Consider the following 19,023-nt stretch of genomic DNA (forward strand, 5'->3'; position numbering starts at 1 on the left):
CCGTGCGCCGCGCCGGCCAGCGCCTGTTCGGCGCGCTCACGCCCGGGAGCGAGCGCAACCTCGCCGACACGCTCCGCGAGGAGCGGACCGGCGGCGTGCTGCTCCTGGTGGGCACGGTCGTCGCGCTCGTCTGGGCGAACGCGTGGCCGGCGTCGTACGAGACCGTCTCCGCGACGGTGGTCGGACCGGCCGCGCTGCACCTCGACCTCTCGATCGCCTCGTGGGCCACCGACGGCCTGCTCGCGGTGTTCTTCTTCGTCGTCGGCGTCGAGCTCAAGCGCGAGATCGTCACCGGCGAGCTGCGTGACCCGCGGCGGGCCGTCGTGCCGATCGTCGCGGCCGTCGGCGGCATGCTCGTCCCCGCGGCCCTCTACGTCGCGGTCAACGCGAAGGCCGCGGGCGGCGACCTCGCCGGCTGGGCGGTGCCGACGGCGACGGACATCGCGTTCGCCGTGTCCGTCCTCGCGATCGTCGGTCGCAGCCTGCCGAACTCGCTGCGCGCGTTCCTGCTCACGCTCGCGGTGGTCGACGACCTGCTGGCGATCGTCGTGATCGGCGTGTTCTACACCGACCACGTGGCGTTCGGGCCGCTCGCCGCGTCGCTCGGCACGGTCGCGGTGTTCGCGCTCGTCGTGCGTCGTGGCTGGACGTCCGGCTGGTTGCTGCTCCCCCTCGGGCTGCTCGCCTGGGCGCTGCTGCACGCGTCCGGCGTGCACGCGACGATCGCGGGCGTGCTGCTCGGCCTCACCGCACCCGCGACGACCGCGGCCACCCAGCGGGCGCTGCGCCTGCCCGACCCGCCCGAGGAGTCGCTCGCCGAGCGGTGGGAGCACCGGTGGCGGCCCTGGTCCGCCGGGTTCGCCGTGCCGGTGTTCGCGGTGTTCGCCGCCGGTGTCACGTTCGACTCGGGCGTGCTCGCCGACACCGTCGCCGACCCCGTCGCACAGGGCGTCGCGCTCGGCCTCGTCGCCGGCAAGCCGCTCGGCATCCTGACCGCCACCTTCCTCGTCGCCCGGTTCACGCGCGCCACGCTCGCCCCGGGCCTCGGCTGGGGCGACGTGCTCGCGGTCGGGCTCGTCGCGGGCATCGGGTTCACGGTGTCGCTGCTGGTCGGCGAGCTCGCGTTCGGCGAGGGCAGCGCGCACGACGAGCACGTGGTCGTCGCCGTCCTCGCCGCGTCGCTCGTCGCCGCGGTCCTGGGCGGCGCGGCACTGTGGCGACGCGACCGGCACCACGCCCGCGACGTCGGGCTGGGAGCCGGAACGGTCGGGTAAGTTCGCCTCGATGACGACCGTCGACTCCGCCACGCTCCTGATCGACGGCCCGTGGCAGCACCGGTTCGTGGCCGCGAACGGCGCACGCTTCCACGTCGCCGTGAGCGGACCCGACGACCGCGACGCCCCGCTCGTCGTCCTGCTGCACGGCGTCCCGCAGTTCTGGTGGGCGTGGCGGCACCAGCTCCCCGCGCTCGCCGAGGCCGGCTACCGGGTCGCCGCGATGGACGTGCGCGGCACCGGCGGGTCCGACAAGCCGCCGCAGGGGTACGACGTGCCGACGCTCGCGACCGACGTCGCGGGCGTCGTGCGCTCGCTCGGCGCGTCGCAGGCGGTCGTCGTCGGCAACGGCACGGGCGGCGAGGTGGCGTGGGCGCTGGCCGCGCTGCATCCCGAGGTCACGCGGGCCGTCGCCGCGCTCGGCGCACCGCACCCCCTCGACACGCAGTGGCACCCGAGGGCCGCGCTCCGGCCCGGGGCGATGCGGCGGCTCGCGTTCGTCCAGCTCCCGTCGTTCCCCGAGCGGGCGCTCATCCGGGGCGACCTCGTGGTGCAGCTGCTCACCGAGTGGGGCGGGGCACCAGGCTGGCTCGACGCGGAGACCGAGCGGACGTACCGCGACGCGATCCGGGTGCCGTTCGCGGCGCACAGCCAGATGGAGCAGCTCCGCTGGCTCGTCCGTTCGATGCCTCGGCTCGACGGCCGGCGGTACCGCTCGGCGCTCGAGTCGACCCGGCCGTTGCCCGTGCTGCAGGTGCACGGCGCGAAGGACGGCCTGCGCCCGGCCCCGCGCGCGGCGCTCTCGTCGAGCACGGCCGCGCTCCTCGGGCAGGACTACCGGTACGAGCTCGTCGCGTCCGCCGGGCACTACCTGCCCGACGAGGTCCCGGAGACCGTCACCGACCTGCTGCTCGACTGGCTCGGCGACACCGTCCCCGTCTAGTCCTTCACCATCGCCGCGGCCTTCACCGGGTCGACCTCGCCGATCCCGTACGACGGGCACATCGACGCGACCGGGCACGCGCCGCACGCCGGCTTGCGCGCGAAGCACGTGCGCCGCCCGTGGAAGATCAGCCGGTGGCAGGCCATCGTCCAGTCCTTCTTGGGCAGCAGCTCGCCGAGCTCGCGCTCCACCACCAGCGGATCGTCGCTCTCGGTGTAGCCCAGCCGCTTGGACAGGCGCAGCACGTGCGTGTCCGTCGTGATGCCGGGGACACCGAACGCGTTGCCGAGCACCACGTTCGCGGTCTTCCGACCCACCCCCGGCAGCGTGACGAGGTCCGTGAGCCTGCCCGGCACCTCGCCGCCGAACCGCTCGACGATCGCCTGCGACAGCCCGGTCACCGCCTTGGCCTTCGCCCGGAAGAACCCGGTGGGCCGCAGGATCTCCTCGAGCTCGTCGGGGTTCGCCGCCGCGAGCGACTGGGGGTCGGGGTACCGGGCGAACATCGTCGGCGTGGTGAGGTTGACCCGCACGTCGGTGGTCTGCGCGGAGAGCACGGTCGCGACCAGCAGCTCGAACGGCGACGTGAAGTCGAGCTCGCAGTGGGCGTCGGGGTAGCGGACCGCGAGGGCCCGGTCGACGCGCCTGGCCCGACGCGTCCGGGCGAGCGCGGACTCCTGCGGTGCGGTCGTCGTCACACGGGGAGCCTAGGACGGACCGCTGACATGCGCGTTCACGCCGAGGGCGGTGACACGTGCCCGGTTGCTCCCGACGGGGGACGTGAGGGCCGGATCGCTCAAGTCGGGTCTCCCGGGCACCGAGAACGTGGAGGAACGCTCCCGAGGAGGGCCCACCCCATGACGCCACCCGTCGAACAACGGGTTCGTGACCTGCGCCTCGACCGGCGCGCGCTGCGCGTCGAGCACGCCCGGGTCGCGTGGTGGCGCCGCATCGTGCGCGCCCGGCTCGACCTCGCGGTCGCCCGGGCCACCGGGCCGGACGTCCTCGGCGAGGGCGTCGCCTTCCAGCTCCCGCTCGAGGTGGGCGTCGCCGTGCCGCGTCCTGCGGAGCTCGCCGCCGTGCTCGGGGCCGACCAGGCGGGCGGCGACATCGCCCAGCTCGACGAGCTCCGCTCCCTCGACGCCAGGCTCGCCAGCTACCAGGCGGGCGTCGAGGCGGCCCTCCAGCGCGCCACCGAGAGGCTCATCGCGAACCTCGCCCACGACCCCGCGACCGCCTCCCAGCTGCTGAACCGACCCCTCGGGCGCGGCTAGGCCGCAGGTCGTGCCCTGCATGGGGCAGACTTGTGGGGGCTCCGGTCGCTCCGCGGCCGCCCGTGCTCGATGCCGTCGCCGCCCGTCGTGGGCTCGACGGCCGGCTGGCCGCTCAGCGGCCGGGAAGGTGTGTGCCACGGTGGAGGACGACATCGTGCTGACGGCCCCGTTGTTCGCGGGGCTCGACCCGGAGGCCTCGTCGGCGCTCGTCGACAGCATGAAGCCGATCGAGGCGGTCCGTGGCGACACGCTCTTCCACGAGGGCGAACCCGGCGACCGGCTCTACGTGGTCCGTGAGGGCAAGATCAAGCTGGGCCGCCGGTCCAACGACGGGCGCGAGAACCTGCTCGCGGTGCTCGGACCGGGCGAGATGTTCGGCGAGCTGTCGCTGTTCGACCCCGGCCCCCGCACCGCGACCGCGACCGTCGTCGCCGACGCCGTCGTGCTCGAGCTCGGGCACACGGAGCTGGTCCGCTGGCTGCACGACAAGCCGGCCGTCGCCCAGCAGCTGCTGCAGGCGCTCGCCCGCCGGCTGCGCCGCACCAACGAGGCCCTCGCCGACCTGGTGTTCTCGGACGTGCCCGGCCGTGTCGCCAAGGCGCTGCTCGACCTGTCGACGCGGTTCGGCGAGCAGGTCGACGAGGGCGTCCGGGTCGCGCACGACCTCACGCAGGAGGAGCTCGCGCAGCTCGTCGGCGCGTCGCGCGAGACGGTCAACAAGGCGCTCGCCGACTTCGCCGCACGCGGGTGGGTGCGCCGCGAGGGCCGTGCCGTGGTGCTGCTGGACGTCGACCGGCTGGAGCGCCGGGCCCGCTGAGGGCCCGGCGGCCGGGCCGTCGGTCCGGCGGTCAGGCCGTCAGCTCGACGACGATCTCGACCTCGACGGGCGAGTCCAGCGGGAGCACCGCCACGCCGACCGCCGACCGTGCGTGCACGCCGGCGTCGCCGAGCACGTCACGCAGCAGCAGGCTCGCACCGTTGATCACTGCGGGCTGCCCGGTGAACGCCGGGTCGCTCGCCACGAAGCCGACGACCTTGACGACACGGGCGATCCGGTCGAGCGCGTCGGCGCCCGACGGTCCGCCCTCGGCCTCGACCACCGCCGCGACCGCGGCGAGCGCGTTGAGCGCCGCGGTGCGGGCGTACCCGACCGCGTCGTCGGGCGAGACCTCGGCGCCGACCTTGCCGGTGGCGACCAGGGCACCGTCGACGAACGGCAGCTGCCCGGACGTGTGGACGTATGCACCCGTCCGCACCGCCGGGACGTACGCCGCGACGGGCAGAGCGACCTGCGGCAGCTCGAGACCGAGCTCGGCGAGCCGGGCGGCCGCGCCCATCAGGACTCCACGGGCCGCTTGAGGTACGCCACCAGACCGGCGTCAGGACCCTGGATCACCTGGACGAGCTCCCAGCCGTCGGCGCCCCACTGGTCGAGGATCGCCTTGGTGGCGTGGATGATGAGCGGAATCGTCGCGTACTCCCACTTCGTGGCCATGCGCCTCACCCTAGTGCGCGGCCGACGGCGTGGTGTGCAAGCGCTCTCACCGGACCGGCAGGGACCCGCTCTCCGCGCCGACGAGCTCCGACCACCACGACCGCACGTCGGGCCGACGGCGCAGCAACGCCCGCCGTTCGCGCTCCGTCATGCCGCCCCACACCCCGAAGTCCATGCGGTTGTCGAGCGCGTCCGCGAGGCACTCCAGGCGCACCGGGCAGCCCATGCACACGGTCCGGGCCTCGCGCTGGGCGGCACCCTCGACGAACAGGGCGTCGGGCGAGATCTTGCCCGTGCCGCACGCGGCGACCGCCGTCCAGTGCGCGTCGTAGGTGACAGTCGACACTCGCCCTCCTGGCGCGATGACGGGAGCATGCCGCAGCGAACGCTCCCGGGTCCTGCGGGGAAACTAGCGGGTGCCGCGGGCATCTGGCGAGCCTCCGTTCGGGTCATATCGACTGATGGACGGTTGACCATGTCCCGTGACCGGGTCCGGCGCATGTGCAGGTTGGGTGCAGGTCCGCGCCTCGGGGCGACACCGGGGCGGTCCTCCTAGGGGGCCCGACTACCCTGTCGGCATGCCGAACCCTGCGCGCTCGCGCGGCCGACAGGTCAACGCCTTCCAGGCGTTGGCCCTCCTGCTGTCCTTCGTCCTCGTGGCCGGTGTCGGCGGCGTGCTCGCCGCCGGGCTCGTGCTGCCCGGGGTCGCCGCCGCGAACGGGTTGACGGACGTCTCCGTGACGGCCTTCGACGGGCTGCCGACCGAGCTCGGCGAGACGACGCTCCCCGAGAAGTCGACGATCCTCGCGGCCGACGGCTCCGTGCTGGCGACGTTCTGGGACCAGAACCGGGTCGTCGTGCCACTCGCCGAGATCTCGCCCCTGCTCCAGCACGCGGTCATCGCGACGGAGGACAAGCGGTTCTACGAGCATGCGGGCGTCGACCCGCAGGGCATGGCCCGGGCGTTCGTGCGCAACCTCGGTGGGCAGGACGGTCAGGAGGGCGCGTCGACCCTCACGCAGCAGTACGTGAAGAACGTGCTGATCGAGAAGGCCCTGTCGACGGGCACCGAGGCCGAGCAGCTCGCCGCCGTCCAGGCCGCCAAGGAGGCCGACGGCACCGAGGGCTACGCGCGCAAGCTGCGTGAGGCCAAGCTGGCCATCACTCTCGAGAAGACGATGACCAAGGACCAGATCCTCGAGAAGTACCTGAACATCGCGCAGTTCGGCGCGTCGGTGTACGGCGTCGAGTCGGCCGCCCAGTACTACTTCAGCAAGCCGGCGAAGGACCTGAACTACCTCGAGGCGGCCACGATCGCGGGCGTGACGCAGAGCCCGACCAAGTGGGACCCCGTCCTGCACCCCGAGGAGTCGGAGACCCGCCGCAACCGCGTGCTGCTCCTGATGAAGCAGCAGAACTACATCACCGCCGACGAGTACACGACCGGCGTCACGACCCCGCTCCCGACCACGCTCAACGTGCACCCGCTGCGGCAGGGCTGCATGACGGCGGGCGACGTCGTCCCCGGGTCCGGCTACTTCTGCGACTACGTCACGAAGGTCATCGTCAACGACCCCGCGTTCGGCGAGACCGTCGAGGCGCGCAAGGCCCTCCTGTACAAGGGCGGCCTGACGATCACGACGACGCTCGACCCCCGCCTCCAGACGCTCGCGGACACCGAGGTCAAGAACGGCATCCCCGTGGACGACCCGTCCGGCGTCGGGACGTCGATCGTCACGGTGCAGCCCGGCACCGGCAAGATCCTCACGATGGCCCAGAACCGGATCTACGCCCCGGTCGCGGCCAACCCCGGGGAGGAGCCGGTGAACTTCAACACGGACTTCGCCTACGGAGCGTCCGGCGGCTTTGCGCCGGGCTCCACGTTCAAGCCGTTCACCCTGCTCGAGTGGCTCAAGCAGGGGCACAGCCTGTACGAGACCGTCGACGGCTCCGAGCGGCTGATGAACGAGAACATGTTCACCACGTGCGGCGCGAAGGGAAGGAACGTCCCGTGGCCGGCCGGCAACGCCGAGGGCGGCCAGGGCACGATGACGGTGCTCGACGCCACGAAGAACTCGGTGAACCTCGCGTACCTGACCATGGCGACGAAGCTCGACCTGTGCAACATCATGCAGGGCGCGGCCGACCTCGGCGTGCACACGGGCAAGGGCGCAGCACCGACCACCAACGCGGCCAACGTCATCGGGACGGACAGCGTGGCACCCATGACCATGGCCGCCGCGTTCGCGACGTTCGCGTCCGGCGGCGTGTACTGCGCCCCGATCGCCATCACGTCCGTGACGGACACCAACGGCGCGGCCCTGCCGGTGCCCGAGGCGGGATGCCACCAGGCCATCGAGGCGCGCTACGCCAACACCATCAACTTCGCCTTGAGCAACGTGTGGCAGGGCACCGCGGAGAAGGTCGGGGCGCCCCCGTTCCCCTCGGCGGGCAAGACGGGTACCACGAGCCACAACGAGGAGACCTGGTTCGTCGGCTACACGCCGCTCCTCGCGACCGCCGTCTGGGTGGGCTACCCCAAGGAGTGGAAGCCCGTCCAGAAGATGCCCATCGCCGGCAAGTGGGTCCAATTCGCGTTCGGTTCCACGATCGCGGCACCGACCTGGAAGCGGTTCACGGTGCAGGCGCTCGACGGGGTCGCCAACCCCGGCTTCGCCGCACCGGACGACAAGCTCGTGTACGGCGAGCGCATCCGGGTGCCGAGCGTGGTCGGCAAGTCCGTCGCCGACGCGACCGCGACGCTCAAGGGCGCAGGGTTCGGCGTCTCCGTGGCGCCGGAGCAGGTCGCCTCCTCGGTCCCGGCAGGCTCGGTCGCGGAGCAGTCCCCGTCCGGCACCGCGCCGCGCGGAAGCACCGTGACGCTGCGGCTCTCGAACGGACAGCCCCCGGCCGGTGGACCCGGCCTCCCCGGGTTCCCCGGTCAGCCGGGAGGCGGCCCCGGCGGTGGTCCGGGCGGAGGCAACGGCGGAGGCAACGGCGGCGGGAACGGCGGCCACTGATGGGTTCCGCCTCCAGCGGTGCGGTCAGCCTGGGCCGCACCGCCGGCGGCCTCGCGCTTGCCGGAGCGGCAGCGCTCGCCTGGGCCGCGTTCGTCGAGGTCCGCTGGTACACGCTTCGCGAGGTCACCGTGCCGGTGCTCCCGGCCGGGCAGAGGCCCCTGCGGGTCCTGCACCTGTCCGACCTCCACCTGCTGCCCGGTCAGCAGCGCAAGGTCGACTGGGTCCGTGACCTGGCGTCGCTGGACCCTCACCTCGTCGTCGACACGGGTGACAACTGGGCACACCTCGACGCGATGCCGGCGCTGCTCCGCGCGCTCGAGCCGCACCTCGCGAAGCCTGGCGCGTTCGTGTGGGGTTCCAACGACTTCGTCGCGCCGATCTTCAAGAACCCCGCCCGCTACCTGCTGCCCGACGCGCGGATGCCGCACCACCCGGAGCCCGTGCACCTGCCCTGGCGCGAGCTCGGCGCCCGGTTCCGCGACGCCGGCTGGATCGACCTCGACAACCGTCGCGACGTCGTCGAGCTCGACGGCCGCCGGGTCTCGCTGGTCGGCACGAACGACGCGCACCTCAACCTCGACCGGTACCCGCCCGCTGGTCGTCCGGACGACGCCCGCACCGGCGACGACCCGGTCGACCTGCACCTCGGCGTCACGCACGCCCCGTACCGGCGGGTCCTCGACGCCATGCACGACGACGACGTCGACCTGGCGATCGCCGGGCACACGCACGGAGGACAGCTCGCGGTGCCGGGCTGGGGCGCCCTCGTGACGAACTGCGACATCGACACGCGGCGAGCCAAGGGGCTGCACGGTTGGCCCGGTCCGCGCCCCGACCGGGCCGGCGGCGCGGGCTCGACCTGGCTGCACGTCTCGGCAGGACTGGGCACGTCGCCCTACGCGCCGGTGCGGTTCGCGTGCCGGCCGGAGGCGACGCTCCTCACGCTCGTCGCAGGCTGAGTCGACGCGGCCCCGTCCCCGTCTGCTGCAGGTCACACCTGCTGGGAGGGCGACGGGGCCGCTCCGACGTCAGTGCCGCGCCGTGCAGGCCACCGGCGGCTGGTCATACCACACGCGGATCACGCAGCCGCGCACCCACTCGAAGTACGACCGCATCGCGGTCCAGGTCGACCCCTGCCCGCAGACGGTCTGCTGGATCTGGCTCCCCTTGAGAACGTCGTTGGCGTCGTACCCGCGGGTCGCGACCCACATGTCGTTGCAGGACGTCGGAGGCGTGCCCGCGGGGTTCGACGCACGGGTCCATGCGGCGTGGCACGCGGCCGACTTCCGGAGCTCGACACGCGTGTAGTAGTAGGTGAACTCCTCCACGGTGACGGCGTCGGCCGCACAGCCGTTCGCCTGAGGATCCTTGCCGGTACAGGTGGCGCCGTAGCAGCCGACCGCCGCCGCGGGCGACGCCGCCGAGCCGACGACGACGCCGGCCAGCAGCGTGAGCACGACGAGCACGCGGGCGGCCGCCCGGCGGGCGAGGGGGGACAGGTTCATGAGCTACCTCTCTGCAGGATCTGTCGACGAGTGCAGGGCCTTCCGCCCTCGTCGCCTCGCACGCCGTCCGGCGCCCGAAGTGTTCTCAGCCGCCGTCGAGCGTGACCTCGCGCGACCCGTCGGGCAGCCGGGGCAGCGCCTCGCCGGCGCACGGGGCGTCCTCGACGGTCACGGTGCCGGGGTCGCCCGGAACGGCAGTCAGGTCGACGCACAACCGGGCACCAGCGTCGGCCGTGAACAGGCCTCCGCCCGCGGTCGCTGTTGCGTCGTAGTACACGGTCACGGTGGCGGATCCGTCGGCGCCGAACGCCTGGTCGAGCAGGAACGCCCTGTTCGGCTCGGCCACGACCGCGAGCAGGTGGTCGAGCAGCTCCTGGCCGGAGACGCCCTTGCCGTCGTGCTCCACCCAGTACCGGAGGTTCTCCGCGTCGGCTCTGGCCATGCTCCGTGCGGAGTCGGCGGCCTCCTGCGTCGGCGGTGCCGGGGCGCACCCGGCCACCGCGACGACGCAGAGCAGGCCGATGAGGGTCCCCGCGTGCCTCATGCCGCGCTCACGGTGCCGGAACCAGTGCGGCCGTCAGCAGGTCGCCGTACGTGCGGTAGCCGTCGGCGTTCGGGTGGAACGACTGCTGGGACACCGGGTTCGCGGCGAGGCCCGGCGTCTCGCCCGGCGTCTTCCCGACGATGATCGAGTGGATCAACGGCGGCGTCCCGCACGCCCCCTTGCCGTCGAACGCCGCCCGCGGGTCGACGAACGTGACGAACGTGCCACCCGCTGCGGTGTTGGCGTCGGCGACCGCAGCGGCCATCCTGCCTGCGAGGACGTCGGCGAGGGACGCGAGCCAGCCGATCTCCTGCTCGGAGAGCCCGGCCTGGCCGCAGCCCATCCGGGTGATCAGCCGCGGGTAGCCCATGAGCACCACGCGGGCGTTCGGTGCGAGCAGGTGGATCTGCCCGAGGACGGTCGTGATCGAGGGCTGCACCGTGGTCGCCATCCGTTGCGGCACGACGACCGACGCGGGGCCGCTCCCGTCGTCGTGGACGGAGCAGTCGTCGTCCGTGATGCACGACGCGAGGACGTCACCGAAGCCGGCGTCGTTCCCGCCGATCGACAGCGTCACGACGGTGGTGTTCTCGTCGAGGAACCCCTGGTCGAGCTGCGAGAGCTCGCCGAACCGTGGCCCACCGGCATCCCCGCCCGCCGTCCTCGGCAGCACGGCACCGGAGCCGAGCGTCAGCTCGGTGGGCAGCAGGTTCCGCGTGACGGCACCGGAGCAGGCCAGCAGGTGGTAGTCGAGCGCGGGGTCGTTCGCGATGACCCGTGAGCGGATCTGGTCCGACGAGTCAGGCAGGCGGGCCACCCGCGACCAGGTGAGGGGCGAGCGGTGGCACGCGTTCTGCAGGCGCGCGTTCGTGCCGTTGTTGTCCGACTCCGCGTCGTACGTGAACAGGTCCGTCGTGCCACCCTCGCCGGAAGAGAACGAGTCGCCCAGCGCGACGACGAAGTTCGCCGGCTTCGCAGCGAGCGGCGCGAAGGCGACGGCGTCGAAGGCGATGTCCTCGTTCTTCGGACCGAGGGTCCGCTCGTCGTCGGCGGTCCGCGGGTCGTCCGCTCCGTCGCCGAGGGTCGTCTCCGTCGAGAGGGTGACCTTGGGGATCCCGTGCACGTCGAACACTCCCAGCGAGACCCACGTGTTGACCATCCAGCGCTGCGCGATCACGCGCCGCTTCACCGGCCGGCCGTCGCCCAGGTCCACGAGGTAGGTCGCCTCCTGGGTGTGCGCACCCAGGTCGGGGACGTGCACCATGATCCGGGTCCACGCGTCCAGCCGCCGCCCGAGCGCCCACGTCCCCGTGACCCGCATGGATCCCGCTCTCAGGTCCGCCGACCGGGTGTGCCCGAACCAGAAGTGCCCGTTGTACCCGGCGCCCAGCTGGTGGAAGTCGATCTTCGAGGGGTAGTGGCCGGTGCTGTCGGCGGCGAAGTCGAGGGTGAACGTCCCTTGGTTCCCCACGCTGCGTGCGCAGCCGGGCCGCACGATCGGTGCCGTGTCGGCGATGTCGTCGACCACGAGGGCGCCGGACGGCAGTCCGTTGCGGGAGCAGTTCGGCGGGTAGGCCGTGCCGTCGTCCTGGTAGGCGTACCCGGGAACGAACCGGATGAAGGGCCGCCCGCACTGGGTCTGGCAGTCGTACTTCCAGACGACGCTGCCGTGGTACCAGCAGTGACCGTCGTAGGTGCCGTTGCTCGCGCGGTGGGCGCACGGGCCCCAGTTGACTCCGCCCTGCACGTTCGTCGTGCCCGGGACGCAGTCGTTCGTCTCGTCGCAGAACTGGTACAGCGGCGGGCGGGAGTAGGTGCGGTTGGCGTCCGCGGCGGACCCGTCGCCCGGCCACCACGCCGCGCGGTACGCGGCCACGAACGTGTTGGGCGACTCGAGCAGGGACGGCGGGAAGGCGGCGAAGCCGAGCACCTTCTCGGGGTAGGCCCAGTCCTGAGGATGGGTCGCATCGGCAGGGTTCTTGTTGAACAGGCTCCGCTCGGGCGGGTACGACGGGTTCGCGGGGTTGTTGAGCCATCCGACGCCCCACTCGCCGTTGCGCCCCGTGTTGTGCGCGTCGGACTGCGGGTAGAACCCGGTGTTGTACGCCCACACCGCGTAGTACCAGTTCTCGATCCGGGCCGGGTTGCCATCGTTGACGGTCAGCCCGGCCGCGCGGGTCTCGTTCCACTTCTTCGAGAGGATCTGCAGGCCGGCCGCCACGTTGGCCACGAAGTCGAGCGCGATCGCCCGCTGCTGCGCGTAGGTGCGCGACCCGGGGACGCCCGTGTCGGCGAGCCGCATGCCGTCCGTGACCTGCGCGACCCCGTACCCGCAGTCCGACTTGCTCCAGTCGACCCGCCACCGGTCGTCCGGGTCGGGTGCCGTGACGGCGACGCCGTAGTAGTTGCCGATCAGCGGGCTCCCCGTCACGCCGGGCACCACGTAGCCGGGCGCCTGCCACAGGTTCGACTCCTGCGCGAGGATCCCGAGCATGACCTGCGCGGGGACCTGACCGCCGCCGGCAAGCGGCACGGCCGGGAACATGGTCGACACGTCGTAGGCCGACATCCCGAGATTCTTCCAGTTGGCCGGCCGGGACACGTTGAGCGAACCCTGCACGGCCTGGTCCACCGCCCACTCGACCTGCCTCGGTTTCGGCTGCAGCGCCTGGTTGCCGGGATCGTTGCGCGGCACCGCGCACGTCCGCTCCGTCTCGAGCGGGTTGTGTGCGTCGCCGGCCGCGGTGGCCGCCGTGGCTGCAGCCGTCGTTGCCGTGCCATGGAGGGCGCTCCGCAGCACGGACCGCGAGGCTGCCGTGGGCTGCCGCAGCCCGGTCTCGCGGCCGGAGGGCGTGCCGTCCCCGGCCGACGGGTGGACGACCTCCTCCCCCGACGGCACGGCGTCCGCCCCGTCGAGCACCGTGCTGAGCCGAGACGTCCGCCCGGTCGTCAGGCTGCGGACGTGGAGCTCGGCCCGCGTCCTCGCGCCGGGCGTGCTGCCGGTCTCGTCCGTCCCGGGCGCGACCGGCAGCAGGGCGTCGAGCCCGATCGTGACCTCGCCCAGGACGCTCGACCGGTCCCCCTTGGTTCCGCCGACGACCTGCACGGTAGCCGGAAGGGTCCCGGTCGCCCGTGCAGAGCCCGTGAGCAGCACCCGGCCCCCGGCAGTGGACGTCACGCCGACGGCGGTGAGCGGACCGCGCGCGAGCTCGCTCGTGGAGGCGTCGGGCCGGACCGTGCGCAGGCGGTCGGCGGTGAGCCGGCGGACGTGCGCTGTCGTGGCGTCGTGGTCGAGGAAGACGAGCCCGCCGTCGGCGTCGGCCCGGAGCCCGTACGGCACGGACTGTGCGCGCGCGATCGGCTCGACGGTCCCCTCGTCGTCGACCCGCACGACAGCGTCCGAGGCGGCCGCGACGATGCCCTGGTCCGTGAGCACCGCCGAGGTCAGCTGCCCGGCTGCCTCGACACGGGCCACGACCGCGCCGGCTGCCGCATCCACCGTGACGAGCCTGGTGGCGTAGACGTCCTCGCCTCCCGAGACCGTCAGCACAGCCTCCTCGCCGTGCCCGCACGAGGGCGAGAAGTACTCGAGGCTGCTCAGCACCGGCAGCACGGTCACGGCTCCGGACGTGAGGTCGACCACGGCCGTGAAGGCACCGCGGAGGAACAGGTCCTCCTCGTTCGTGTAGCCGCGCGGCGCGTACGCGACGACGAGGCGCGTGCCGCTCGCGGTCATGCACGCGTTGCCGATCCACCGGTCGGTCTCGACCCCGGCCGCCGCGAGGGTCGCCACAGTGCGCAGCTCGTAGCCGTCGGCGGCGTCGGCGACCAGCACGTGCAGGCCGGACGCGTCGCCGGAGAGCTCCCAGGCCCGGTCCTGCGACAGGGTCCATCCCGGTCCGAGCGCGGCCACGCGGTCCTTCTCAGGGACCGCCGGGGTCAAGCCATCCGCCGAGCCTTCGGGGGCGGGGACGTCCACCGTGGCGGGCGGCGCCGGCGGCGGCGTCGGTGCCGGCTTGCCGGCGGCCGTCGCGGGTGCAGACCCGAGAAGTGTGGCTGCGAGCAGGAGCGCCGTCGAGGCGGCGACCCGCGCGGACGCCCGCCCGTCGGCGGACCACGATCGACCGTGGTGGTCCTCTCCTCGCAGCTGTCGACGCATCGCCATCCCCCTGGTGTCGTGACTGCGCGACGAACGCCTCGACGCGTGGACCGAGCGACAACCTAGAAGGACCAGGAGCTGCGCGAGTCAGAACCAGTGTGACTATGGTCACACGAATCGATTCAGGCGGTCATGATGCGCGTGGCGAGCGTCTGGAACCCCGACGAGAGACTGCACCCGAGCGGGTCCGGCGGACGTCGGCGGCCCCGGTTTCACTCCGGGCAGAGGAGTCGGCTATCCTTACGGGGCTCCACGGGGTGTGGCGCAGCTTGGTAGCGCGCTTCGTTCGGGACGAAGAGGTCGTGGGTTCGAATCCCGCCACCCCGACAGTGTGGAAGGCCCTCTGGTCAGCGAGTCCACTCGCGCCAGGGGGCCTTTCGCTTGCCTGCACCGTGGTCGCGACCCCGCCTGGGTGACGAACTGGGTGACTACGCACCCTTGCCTCCCCTCGCCACGGCGACCGAGAACGGCGGCACCATCGACCAGCCCACATCGGTCCCCACGTCCGCGAACATGGCATCCATGACCTGAGCCCGGGTCTGGATCACGGGACGCAGCTCCTGCCGGCAGACCTTCTCAGTGACGTCGGTTCCGGAGTGGCCGACGAGCCTCGCAGCCCGTGCCCGTTCGACGGTGCGACTCAAGGCGGTGCTGGTCGGCGCGGTGATCGGCTCAGGCCGCTCCGCGCGCGAGACGGCAAGGGCGCACGGGGTGTCGTGGTGGTTGGTGCAAGCCGCGATCAGCGGCTTGGCGGTGCTGCTGCCCGCGCGGGGCTGGGCCAGGCTCGAGGGGCGCCGACGGAGAAATCGAGGCGCCTCCGGCGCCCGCCGGAGACTACACAGGCCGCCCCGGTGGAAGGACGGCCTGTGTCTGAATCGCTACCTGACGGAAGGGTGCGAGCGCGGTCTACTTGGACTATGGAGCAGTCGTCATGCCTTACAGGTTTGCCACGCCCGGAGGCCGGCTACGGCTGTCGCAAGCCACACGATAATCCCCGAAGCTGTGTAGATGCCGACAACGACGAGACCCGCGTCAATGATGCAACCAGCCGAAGGAGGATTTCCTGACACCGGGTAGACGCTATTAATCTTGTATGTCGCGATAAGCTTGCCATCGAGATACTTCTTGAGCCGATACCCTTGACAATTGATCAGTTCCTCGCCCGGAGACATCGGAGTCTGGACGCCGTTCAGCTGTACACACTGCCATTCGTAGTTTCCTGTAGCACTGGCGGCTGTTGGTGCACCTACGACGAGCAGAGAAAGAATTCCGATACCCACGGCGATCTTGGCCCAGAACGACTTCATGCCTATCCTCCTAGTTTCCCGCTTTGGGACGAGTCATCAAGAGATGACGGGAGGACGCTAGCAGGGCCATCAGACGTGCGAGGGGTGGATGGCACGAAATCCTCCAGGCTTCTTCCGTTTACGGCGCGCCTGTGCAGACACGCCGTGTGGAGCATCTTTTTTCGGCTCTTCACGGTTCGTGGTGATTGCCGGGTCGCGTCGGTGAGACGTTGAAGGCCTGACCGGAGGACACGGCTGGGCCCCCTTTGTCGGTGAGCCTTTCCTTACTGCCTCAAGCGCGCGGCTGCGCCGCGCGGGTCGGCCTCCCGGGCGGGGCCCCGCGCTCCGCTCGCTCCGCTCGCTGCGCGCACGCCACCCGTCCGGCCTTCCCCGACGCAACAAATGCGGTCCCGATGTCACCCCGGAACCGCCGAACTGCTCGCTCTCATATCCGTCTCGCCTCGCCCGACGCCGCACCGACCGCCGAGCCTCCGGCCGGCTCCACTCCGCGTCAAGGGCCCCTTCGGCGTCGCTGCGCGATGGCCTTTGGCCACCCTGACCCGGAGCTCCGCCCGCCTCTGGTGCCCCGCTATCGGTGTGGCGCCTACGATCTGCGCACGACGTGCGAACTTCCGCGCGCGGTCGAAGGTCAGATGGGCGGATGGGGATGACGGACGATCGTCGCGCTCGTGACGCTGAGGGCCGAAGGGAACTCCGCCAATTGCTGCTCGACGTCGAGCTGCGCGGGCTCAGGCACACCCTCATCGGCTCGGCCGTCGTCTTCGCCGGCGTCGGTGTCTTTGCGCTCGTCACTGGGCTGCAGCCTGCCAACGATGCTCCTTCCGGCGATCTGGCGATGGCAGGAATCTGCGCGATCGCCGCGATCGCCGCGATCGCCGCTTGGCTGATCTCACAACTGATCCCCAAGCGCCGACGTCCAGCTCGCGTCGCGTCCAACGACTGATGAGCCTGCTCCCCGCGGCCTAGCAGCGACGCCCCGTGACGTATCGCCCGTCCTTCTGGGTGACTAAGTGGGTGACTACGACACCACCGAACGGGGCGACAACCACCGACAGCCACCAACGCAGCAGCGCCAAGGAGACGGCATGGGTTTGGCAGTCTCGGCGGCCCCCAGCCCTTCGGGACGAAGAGGTCGTGGGTTCGAATCCCGCCACCCCGACAGTGTCCGCTCGCGCCAGGGGGCCTTTCGCTTACCCCGGGGAGGTCCGGAACCCCCGCGGAGGGCTTCACCGAGGCCCGCGCATGCTCTCGCGGCGCGAGGGCCGGCTGCGGCGCACGCACAGCCGCAGCTGCATGCCGGTCGCCGCTGGCTGCCGTTCTACTACCGGGGCGAGGACATCTCGCCGCGCAGATCCTGTACCTCGTCGAGTCGGAGCGCCGGTTCGACGCCGTGCAGGAGGCTCTCGACGCCGCCAAGGCGAACCGGCCCGAGCGCGCAGCGACGCGGGAGGGGGGTGTGTCGTCCAGGTCAGGCCTCGTCCTGCGTCGACGGTCGCGCCGTCTCCAGGTCGATCAACGCCTGCTGGCGGTCGGCGCTCGCCTTGTCTCGGTCACCAGCCGAATCGCGGCGATCGTCTTCGAACTTGCTGCGGTCGCTCGCCGCGGCGAGGCGGTCGACGGCTTCCGACCGCCTGAGGTCCCGCGCGTCGTCCAGCATCATCGTGAGGTCGGCCTGGGACATCTCTGCCTCCGACTGCGCCATCTCACGCGCGATGATGGCGTCCTCGAGTGCTGCTCGGGCGTCCGCCGCGGCGTCGTGGACTTCATCGCGCAGGGCTGCGGAGTGGCGCCGGACCTGCTCGGCCCACAGCCGGTCACGAATGGCCTGGTCACGTCTTTCCCGGTCGGTCGCCCCTCGGGTGGCCAACTCGTCGCGCGCCGCAGCGTCGGCGTCCCGCCGCCCTGCCGCGAGGTCCCGCCTGTCGGCGTCATCGTCGCGATCCGCGCCCTCGCCAGGTCGCATCATCGTCCGACCGTAGCGCTCGACCTGCGTGCTTCCAACGCCTGCGCCGCGGCCCGATGGATGCCCGCGATCGGGGTTGCCCCGCGTCAGGCGAGGTGCGAGATCTGGGCGACGAGACGAAGGGTTCGGCGGAAGTCGGTCGCCTCTAGCGGGAGCGGGCGGCCGCTGCGGCGGCGACGATGTAGGGCGCGCTGACGAACGCGACGCCTGCCGCGTGTGCGAGCGCGGCCATGTGCTCTGCCTCGCTGGGCGTGAGGAAGACGCCGGTGGGGTCCTTCTCGCCGTCCTCGTTGCGGCCCGACTGGTGCCAGAGCGTGGCGGCACCGAGTCGCTGAGCCTCTGCCAGCAGACCGGGCAGCTCCGCCGCCGGCCTGTGGCTGTAGACGATGTCCGCCCGTTCGGGCAGGGCGGTGACCGGGCTCGTCTCCGGACGGCCGTCGACCAGTCGCATGACGTAGAGGTCGTCCGGGTCGGGGCCACCTTGGAAGGTGACGTCGAGGCCCGCGTGGACGAGGGCGTGGGGAACGTCCTCGGAGGGCCAGTCGTGGAGCACTGCCGCCCTGGCAGAGCGCAAGATCTCGACGGGGTCGGTCATTCTCTACCTCCGAGGTGTGTGGTTTCCGATGACCTGGCTGTCGCACCACGGGATGAGCCAGCCGATGACGTTGGGCCAGAACAGGAACGCCCGCTCGCCACCGTCGCGCAGGTACTGGTGCACGTGGACTCGGGTGCCCCTGGTCGTGGGTTCGAAGGTGACGTCGGTCTGGCTGTCGTCGACGACGCCTCGGTAGGTGAGGCGGACGCCGGGCTCCCATCGGGTGATCTCGGCGATGACGAGCTCGCCGTCGGGGTACACCTCGAGCACTCGCCCCCCGAGCCGGGTCTCGACGTGCATCGTCGGCGACCGTCCGGCGTCGAAGTAGTTGATCGGTCCGGGGATCCACCACGAGCTGATCTCGGCCGTGAACGCCTCGAACGCTCGCGCAGGCGGGACCCCGACGTCGATGCTCGCCCGGGCTTCAGGGCGCTCCGACCGGTCCGCGGCGCCGGCGGGACGGTTCATCGGCCCGACCGCCGGTGCGAGGGTTCGCCGAGGCGGGCCGTGTCACCGCCCGGCGGGCGCGCCGCCGCAGGGCGTCCGTCGTCGGTGGCTTCGACGTGGGTGCGGAACGCTGCGAGCTGCTCGTTCCACTGCGCCTGCACCTGATCCATCCAGGCCCGGGCCGCGACGAGCCCGTCGTCGCGCAGCGTGAAGACGCGGCGGCGTGCGTCGTGCGGGTCCCGGTTGTCCGTGACCAGACCGGCCACCTGGAGCGTCCGGAGGTGGCGGCTCATGACGGACGGTGAGACCGAGGCGTGCCGGGCCAGCTCTCCGGCACTGGCCGGGCCCCGCGACAGCACCTCGACCGTCGCGAGGCGGACGGGGTCAGCGAGGGCTGCGAAGCGCTCAGCCGCACCTTGGTCACTCATGTCCGCAATTATTCACGAAATCCGCAAAGGCTCAAGGCCTGCAGACGCACGGCAGGGCCCCGCCCGTCG

General features: G+C 72.0%; 19 protein-coding genes and 1 tRNA gene. 8 read left to right on the forward strand and 12 right to left on the reverse strand.

The genetic code is table 11. The annotated features are described in order from the left end of the window. Positions 1–2: 2 nt before the first annotated feature. On the forward strand, positions 3–1,274 hold the full coding sequence (gene nhaA / locus J7523_RS11950) for a Na+/H+ antiporter NhaA (protein WP_291886629.1): 1,272 nt from the start codon (positions 3–5) through the stop codon (positions 1,272–1,274). Between the two features lie 10 nt (positions 1,275–1,284). Beyond that, entirely contained in the window at positions 1,285–2,217 is a 933-nt protein-coding gene (locus tag J7523_RS11955) for an alpha/beta hydrolase (protein ID WP_291886631.1), read from the forward strand. Here J7523_RS11955 and nth read toward each other — a convergent pair. After that, a complete protein-coding gene (gene nth / locus J7523_RS11960; RefSeq protein ID WP_291886632.1) occupies positions 2,214–2,915 on the reverse strand; it encodes an endonuclease III in 702 nt (233 codons plus the stop codon). The genes J7523_RS11955 and nth overlap by 4 nt on opposite strands. 159 nt (positions 2,916–3,074) lie before the next feature. On the opposite strand from nth, the gene J7523_RS11965 reads away from it, so the two are divergent. Together J7523_RS11965 and J7523_RS11970 are read left to right on the forward strand one after the other, a co-directional pair. Beyond that, positions 3,075–3,491: a hypothetical protein gene (locus tag J7523_RS11965; protein WP_291886634.1), complete on the forward strand. Its 417-nt coding sequence runs from the start codon at positions 3,075–3,077 to the stop codon at positions 3,489–3,491. A gap of 139 nt (positions 3,492–3,630) precedes the next feature. Then, entirely contained in the window at positions 3,631–4,308 is a 678-nt protein-coding gene (locus J7523_RS11970; protein ID WP_291886636.1) for a Crp/Fnr family transcriptional regulator, read from the forward strand. Positions 4,309–4,339: 31 nt separating this feature from the next. Here the strand turns inward: J7523_RS11970 and J7523_RS11975 are convergent, their stop codons facing one another. The 3 genes from J7523_RS11975 to J7523_RS11985 are packed head-to-tail and all read right to left on the reverse strand — an operon-like array spanning position 4,340 to position 5,332. After that, entirely contained in the window at positions 4,340–4,828 is a 489-nt protein-coding gene (locus tag J7523_RS11975; protein WP_291886638.1) for a RidA family protein, read from the reverse strand. After that, positions 4,828–4,986 (reverse strand): hypothetical protein, encoded by a 159-nt coding sequence (locus tag J7523_RS11980; RefSeq protein WP_291886640.1) that lies wholly within the window; start codon positions 4,984–4,986, stop codon positions 4,828–4,830. Before J7523_RS11980 ends, J7523_RS11975 begins: the two co-directional genes overlap by 1 nt. Before the next feature lie 46 nt (positions 4,987–5,032). Continuing rightward, on the reverse strand, positions 5,033–5,332 hold the full coding sequence (locus tag J7523_RS11985; RefSeq protein ID WP_291886642.1) for a WhiB family transcriptional regulator: 300 nt from the start codon (positions 5,330–5,332) through the stop codon (positions 5,033–5,035). Positions 5,333–5,564: 232 nt separating this feature from the next. Here J7523_RS11985 and J7523_RS11990 point away from each other — a divergent pair, with 232 nt between their 5' ends. Then, on the forward strand, positions 5,565–8,006 hold the full coding sequence (locus tag J7523_RS11990) for a transglycosylase domain-containing protein (RefSeq protein WP_291886644.1): 2,442 nt from the start codon (positions 5,565–5,567) through the stop codon (positions 8,004–8,006). Then, positions 8,006–8,965, forward strand: coding sequence for a metallophosphoesterase (locus J7523_RS11995; RefSeq protein ID WP_291886646.1), 960 nt, complete (start codon positions 8,006–8,008; stop codon positions 8,963–8,965). Before J7523_RS11990 ends, J7523_RS11995 begins: the two co-directional genes overlap by 1 nt. Before the next feature lie 69 nt (positions 8,966–9,034). On the opposite strand, the gene J7523_RS12000 is transcribed toward J7523_RS11995, so the two are convergent. The 3 genes from J7523_RS12000 to J7523_RS12010 form a co-directional block, all read right to left on the reverse strand. Further along, a complete protein-coding gene (locus J7523_RS12000) occupies positions 9,035–9,511 on the reverse strand; it encodes a DUF2690 domain-containing protein (RefSeq protein WP_291886647.1) in 477 nt (158 codons plus the stop codon). 85 nt (positions 9,512–9,596) lie between these two features. Then, a complete protein-coding gene (locus J7523_RS12005) occupies positions 9,597–10,055 on the reverse strand; it encodes a hypothetical protein (RefSeq protein WP_291886648.1) in 459 nt (152 codons plus the stop codon). A 7-nt stretch (positions 10,056–10,062) separates the two neighbouring features. Continuing rightward, entirely contained in the window at positions 10,063–13,968 is a 3,906-nt protein-coding gene (locus tag J7523_RS12010) for an SGNH/GDSL hydrolase family protein (RefSeq protein ID WP_291886650.1), read from the reverse strand. A 499-nt stretch (positions 13,969–14,467) separates the two neighbouring features. Here J7523_RS12010 and J7523_RS12015 point away from each other — a divergent pair. Continuing rightward, a tRNA-Pro gene (locus J7523_RS12015) sits at positions 14,468–14,541 on the forward strand. 602 nt (positions 14,542–15,143) lie between these two features. Here the strand turns inward: J7523_RS12015 and J7523_RS12020 are convergent. Beyond that, the gene (locus tag J7523_RS12020; RefSeq protein ID WP_291886651.1) at positions 15,144–15,521 is read right to left on the reverse strand and encodes a hypothetical protein; all 378 of its coding nucleotides are present in this window, start codon (positions 15,519–15,521) and stop codon (positions 15,144–15,146) included. Between the two features lie 640 nt (positions 15,522–16,161). Between J7523_RS12020 and J7523_RS12025 the strand changes: the two genes are divergently transcribed. After that, a complete protein-coding gene (locus tag J7523_RS12025; RefSeq protein WP_291886652.1) occupies positions 16,162–16,464 on the forward strand; it encodes a hypothetical protein in 303 nt (100 codons plus the stop codon). Between the two features lie 525 nt (positions 16,465–16,989). Here J7523_RS12025 and J7523_RS12030 read toward each other — a convergent pair. The 4 genes from J7523_RS12030 to J7523_RS12045 form a co-directional block, all read right to left on the reverse strand. Then, positions 16,990–17,487 carry a hypothetical protein gene (locus J7523_RS12030; protein WP_291886655.1) on the reverse strand — a complete coding sequence of 166 codons (498 nt, stop codon included), beginning with the start codon at positions 17,485–17,487 and terminating at the stop codon, positions 16,990–16,992. Between the two features lie 142 nt (positions 17,488–17,629). After that, a complete protein-coding gene (locus tag J7523_RS12035) occupies positions 17,630–18,079 on the reverse strand; it encodes a CoA-binding protein (protein ID WP_291886657.1) in 450 nt (149 codons plus the stop codon). A 3-nt stretch (positions 18,080–18,082) separates the two neighbouring features. Then, entirely contained in the window at positions 18,083–18,547 is a 465-nt protein-coding gene (locus J7523_RS12040) for an SRPBCC domain-containing protein (protein WP_291886659.1), read from the reverse strand. Then, a complete protein-coding gene (locus J7523_RS12045; RefSeq protein ID WP_291886661.1) occupies positions 18,544–18,954 on the reverse strand; it encodes a metalloregulator ArsR/SmtB family transcription factor in 411 nt (136 codons plus the stop codon). Before J7523_RS12045 ends, J7523_RS12040 begins: the two co-directional genes overlap by 4 nt. Between the last annotated feature and the right edge of the window lie 69 nt (positions 18,955–19,023).

Source organism: Cellulomonas sp. (assembly GCF_017744555.1).
Taxonomy (GTDB): domain Bacteria; phylum Actinomycetota; class Actinomycetes; order Actinomycetales; family Cellulomonadaceae; genus Cellulomonas.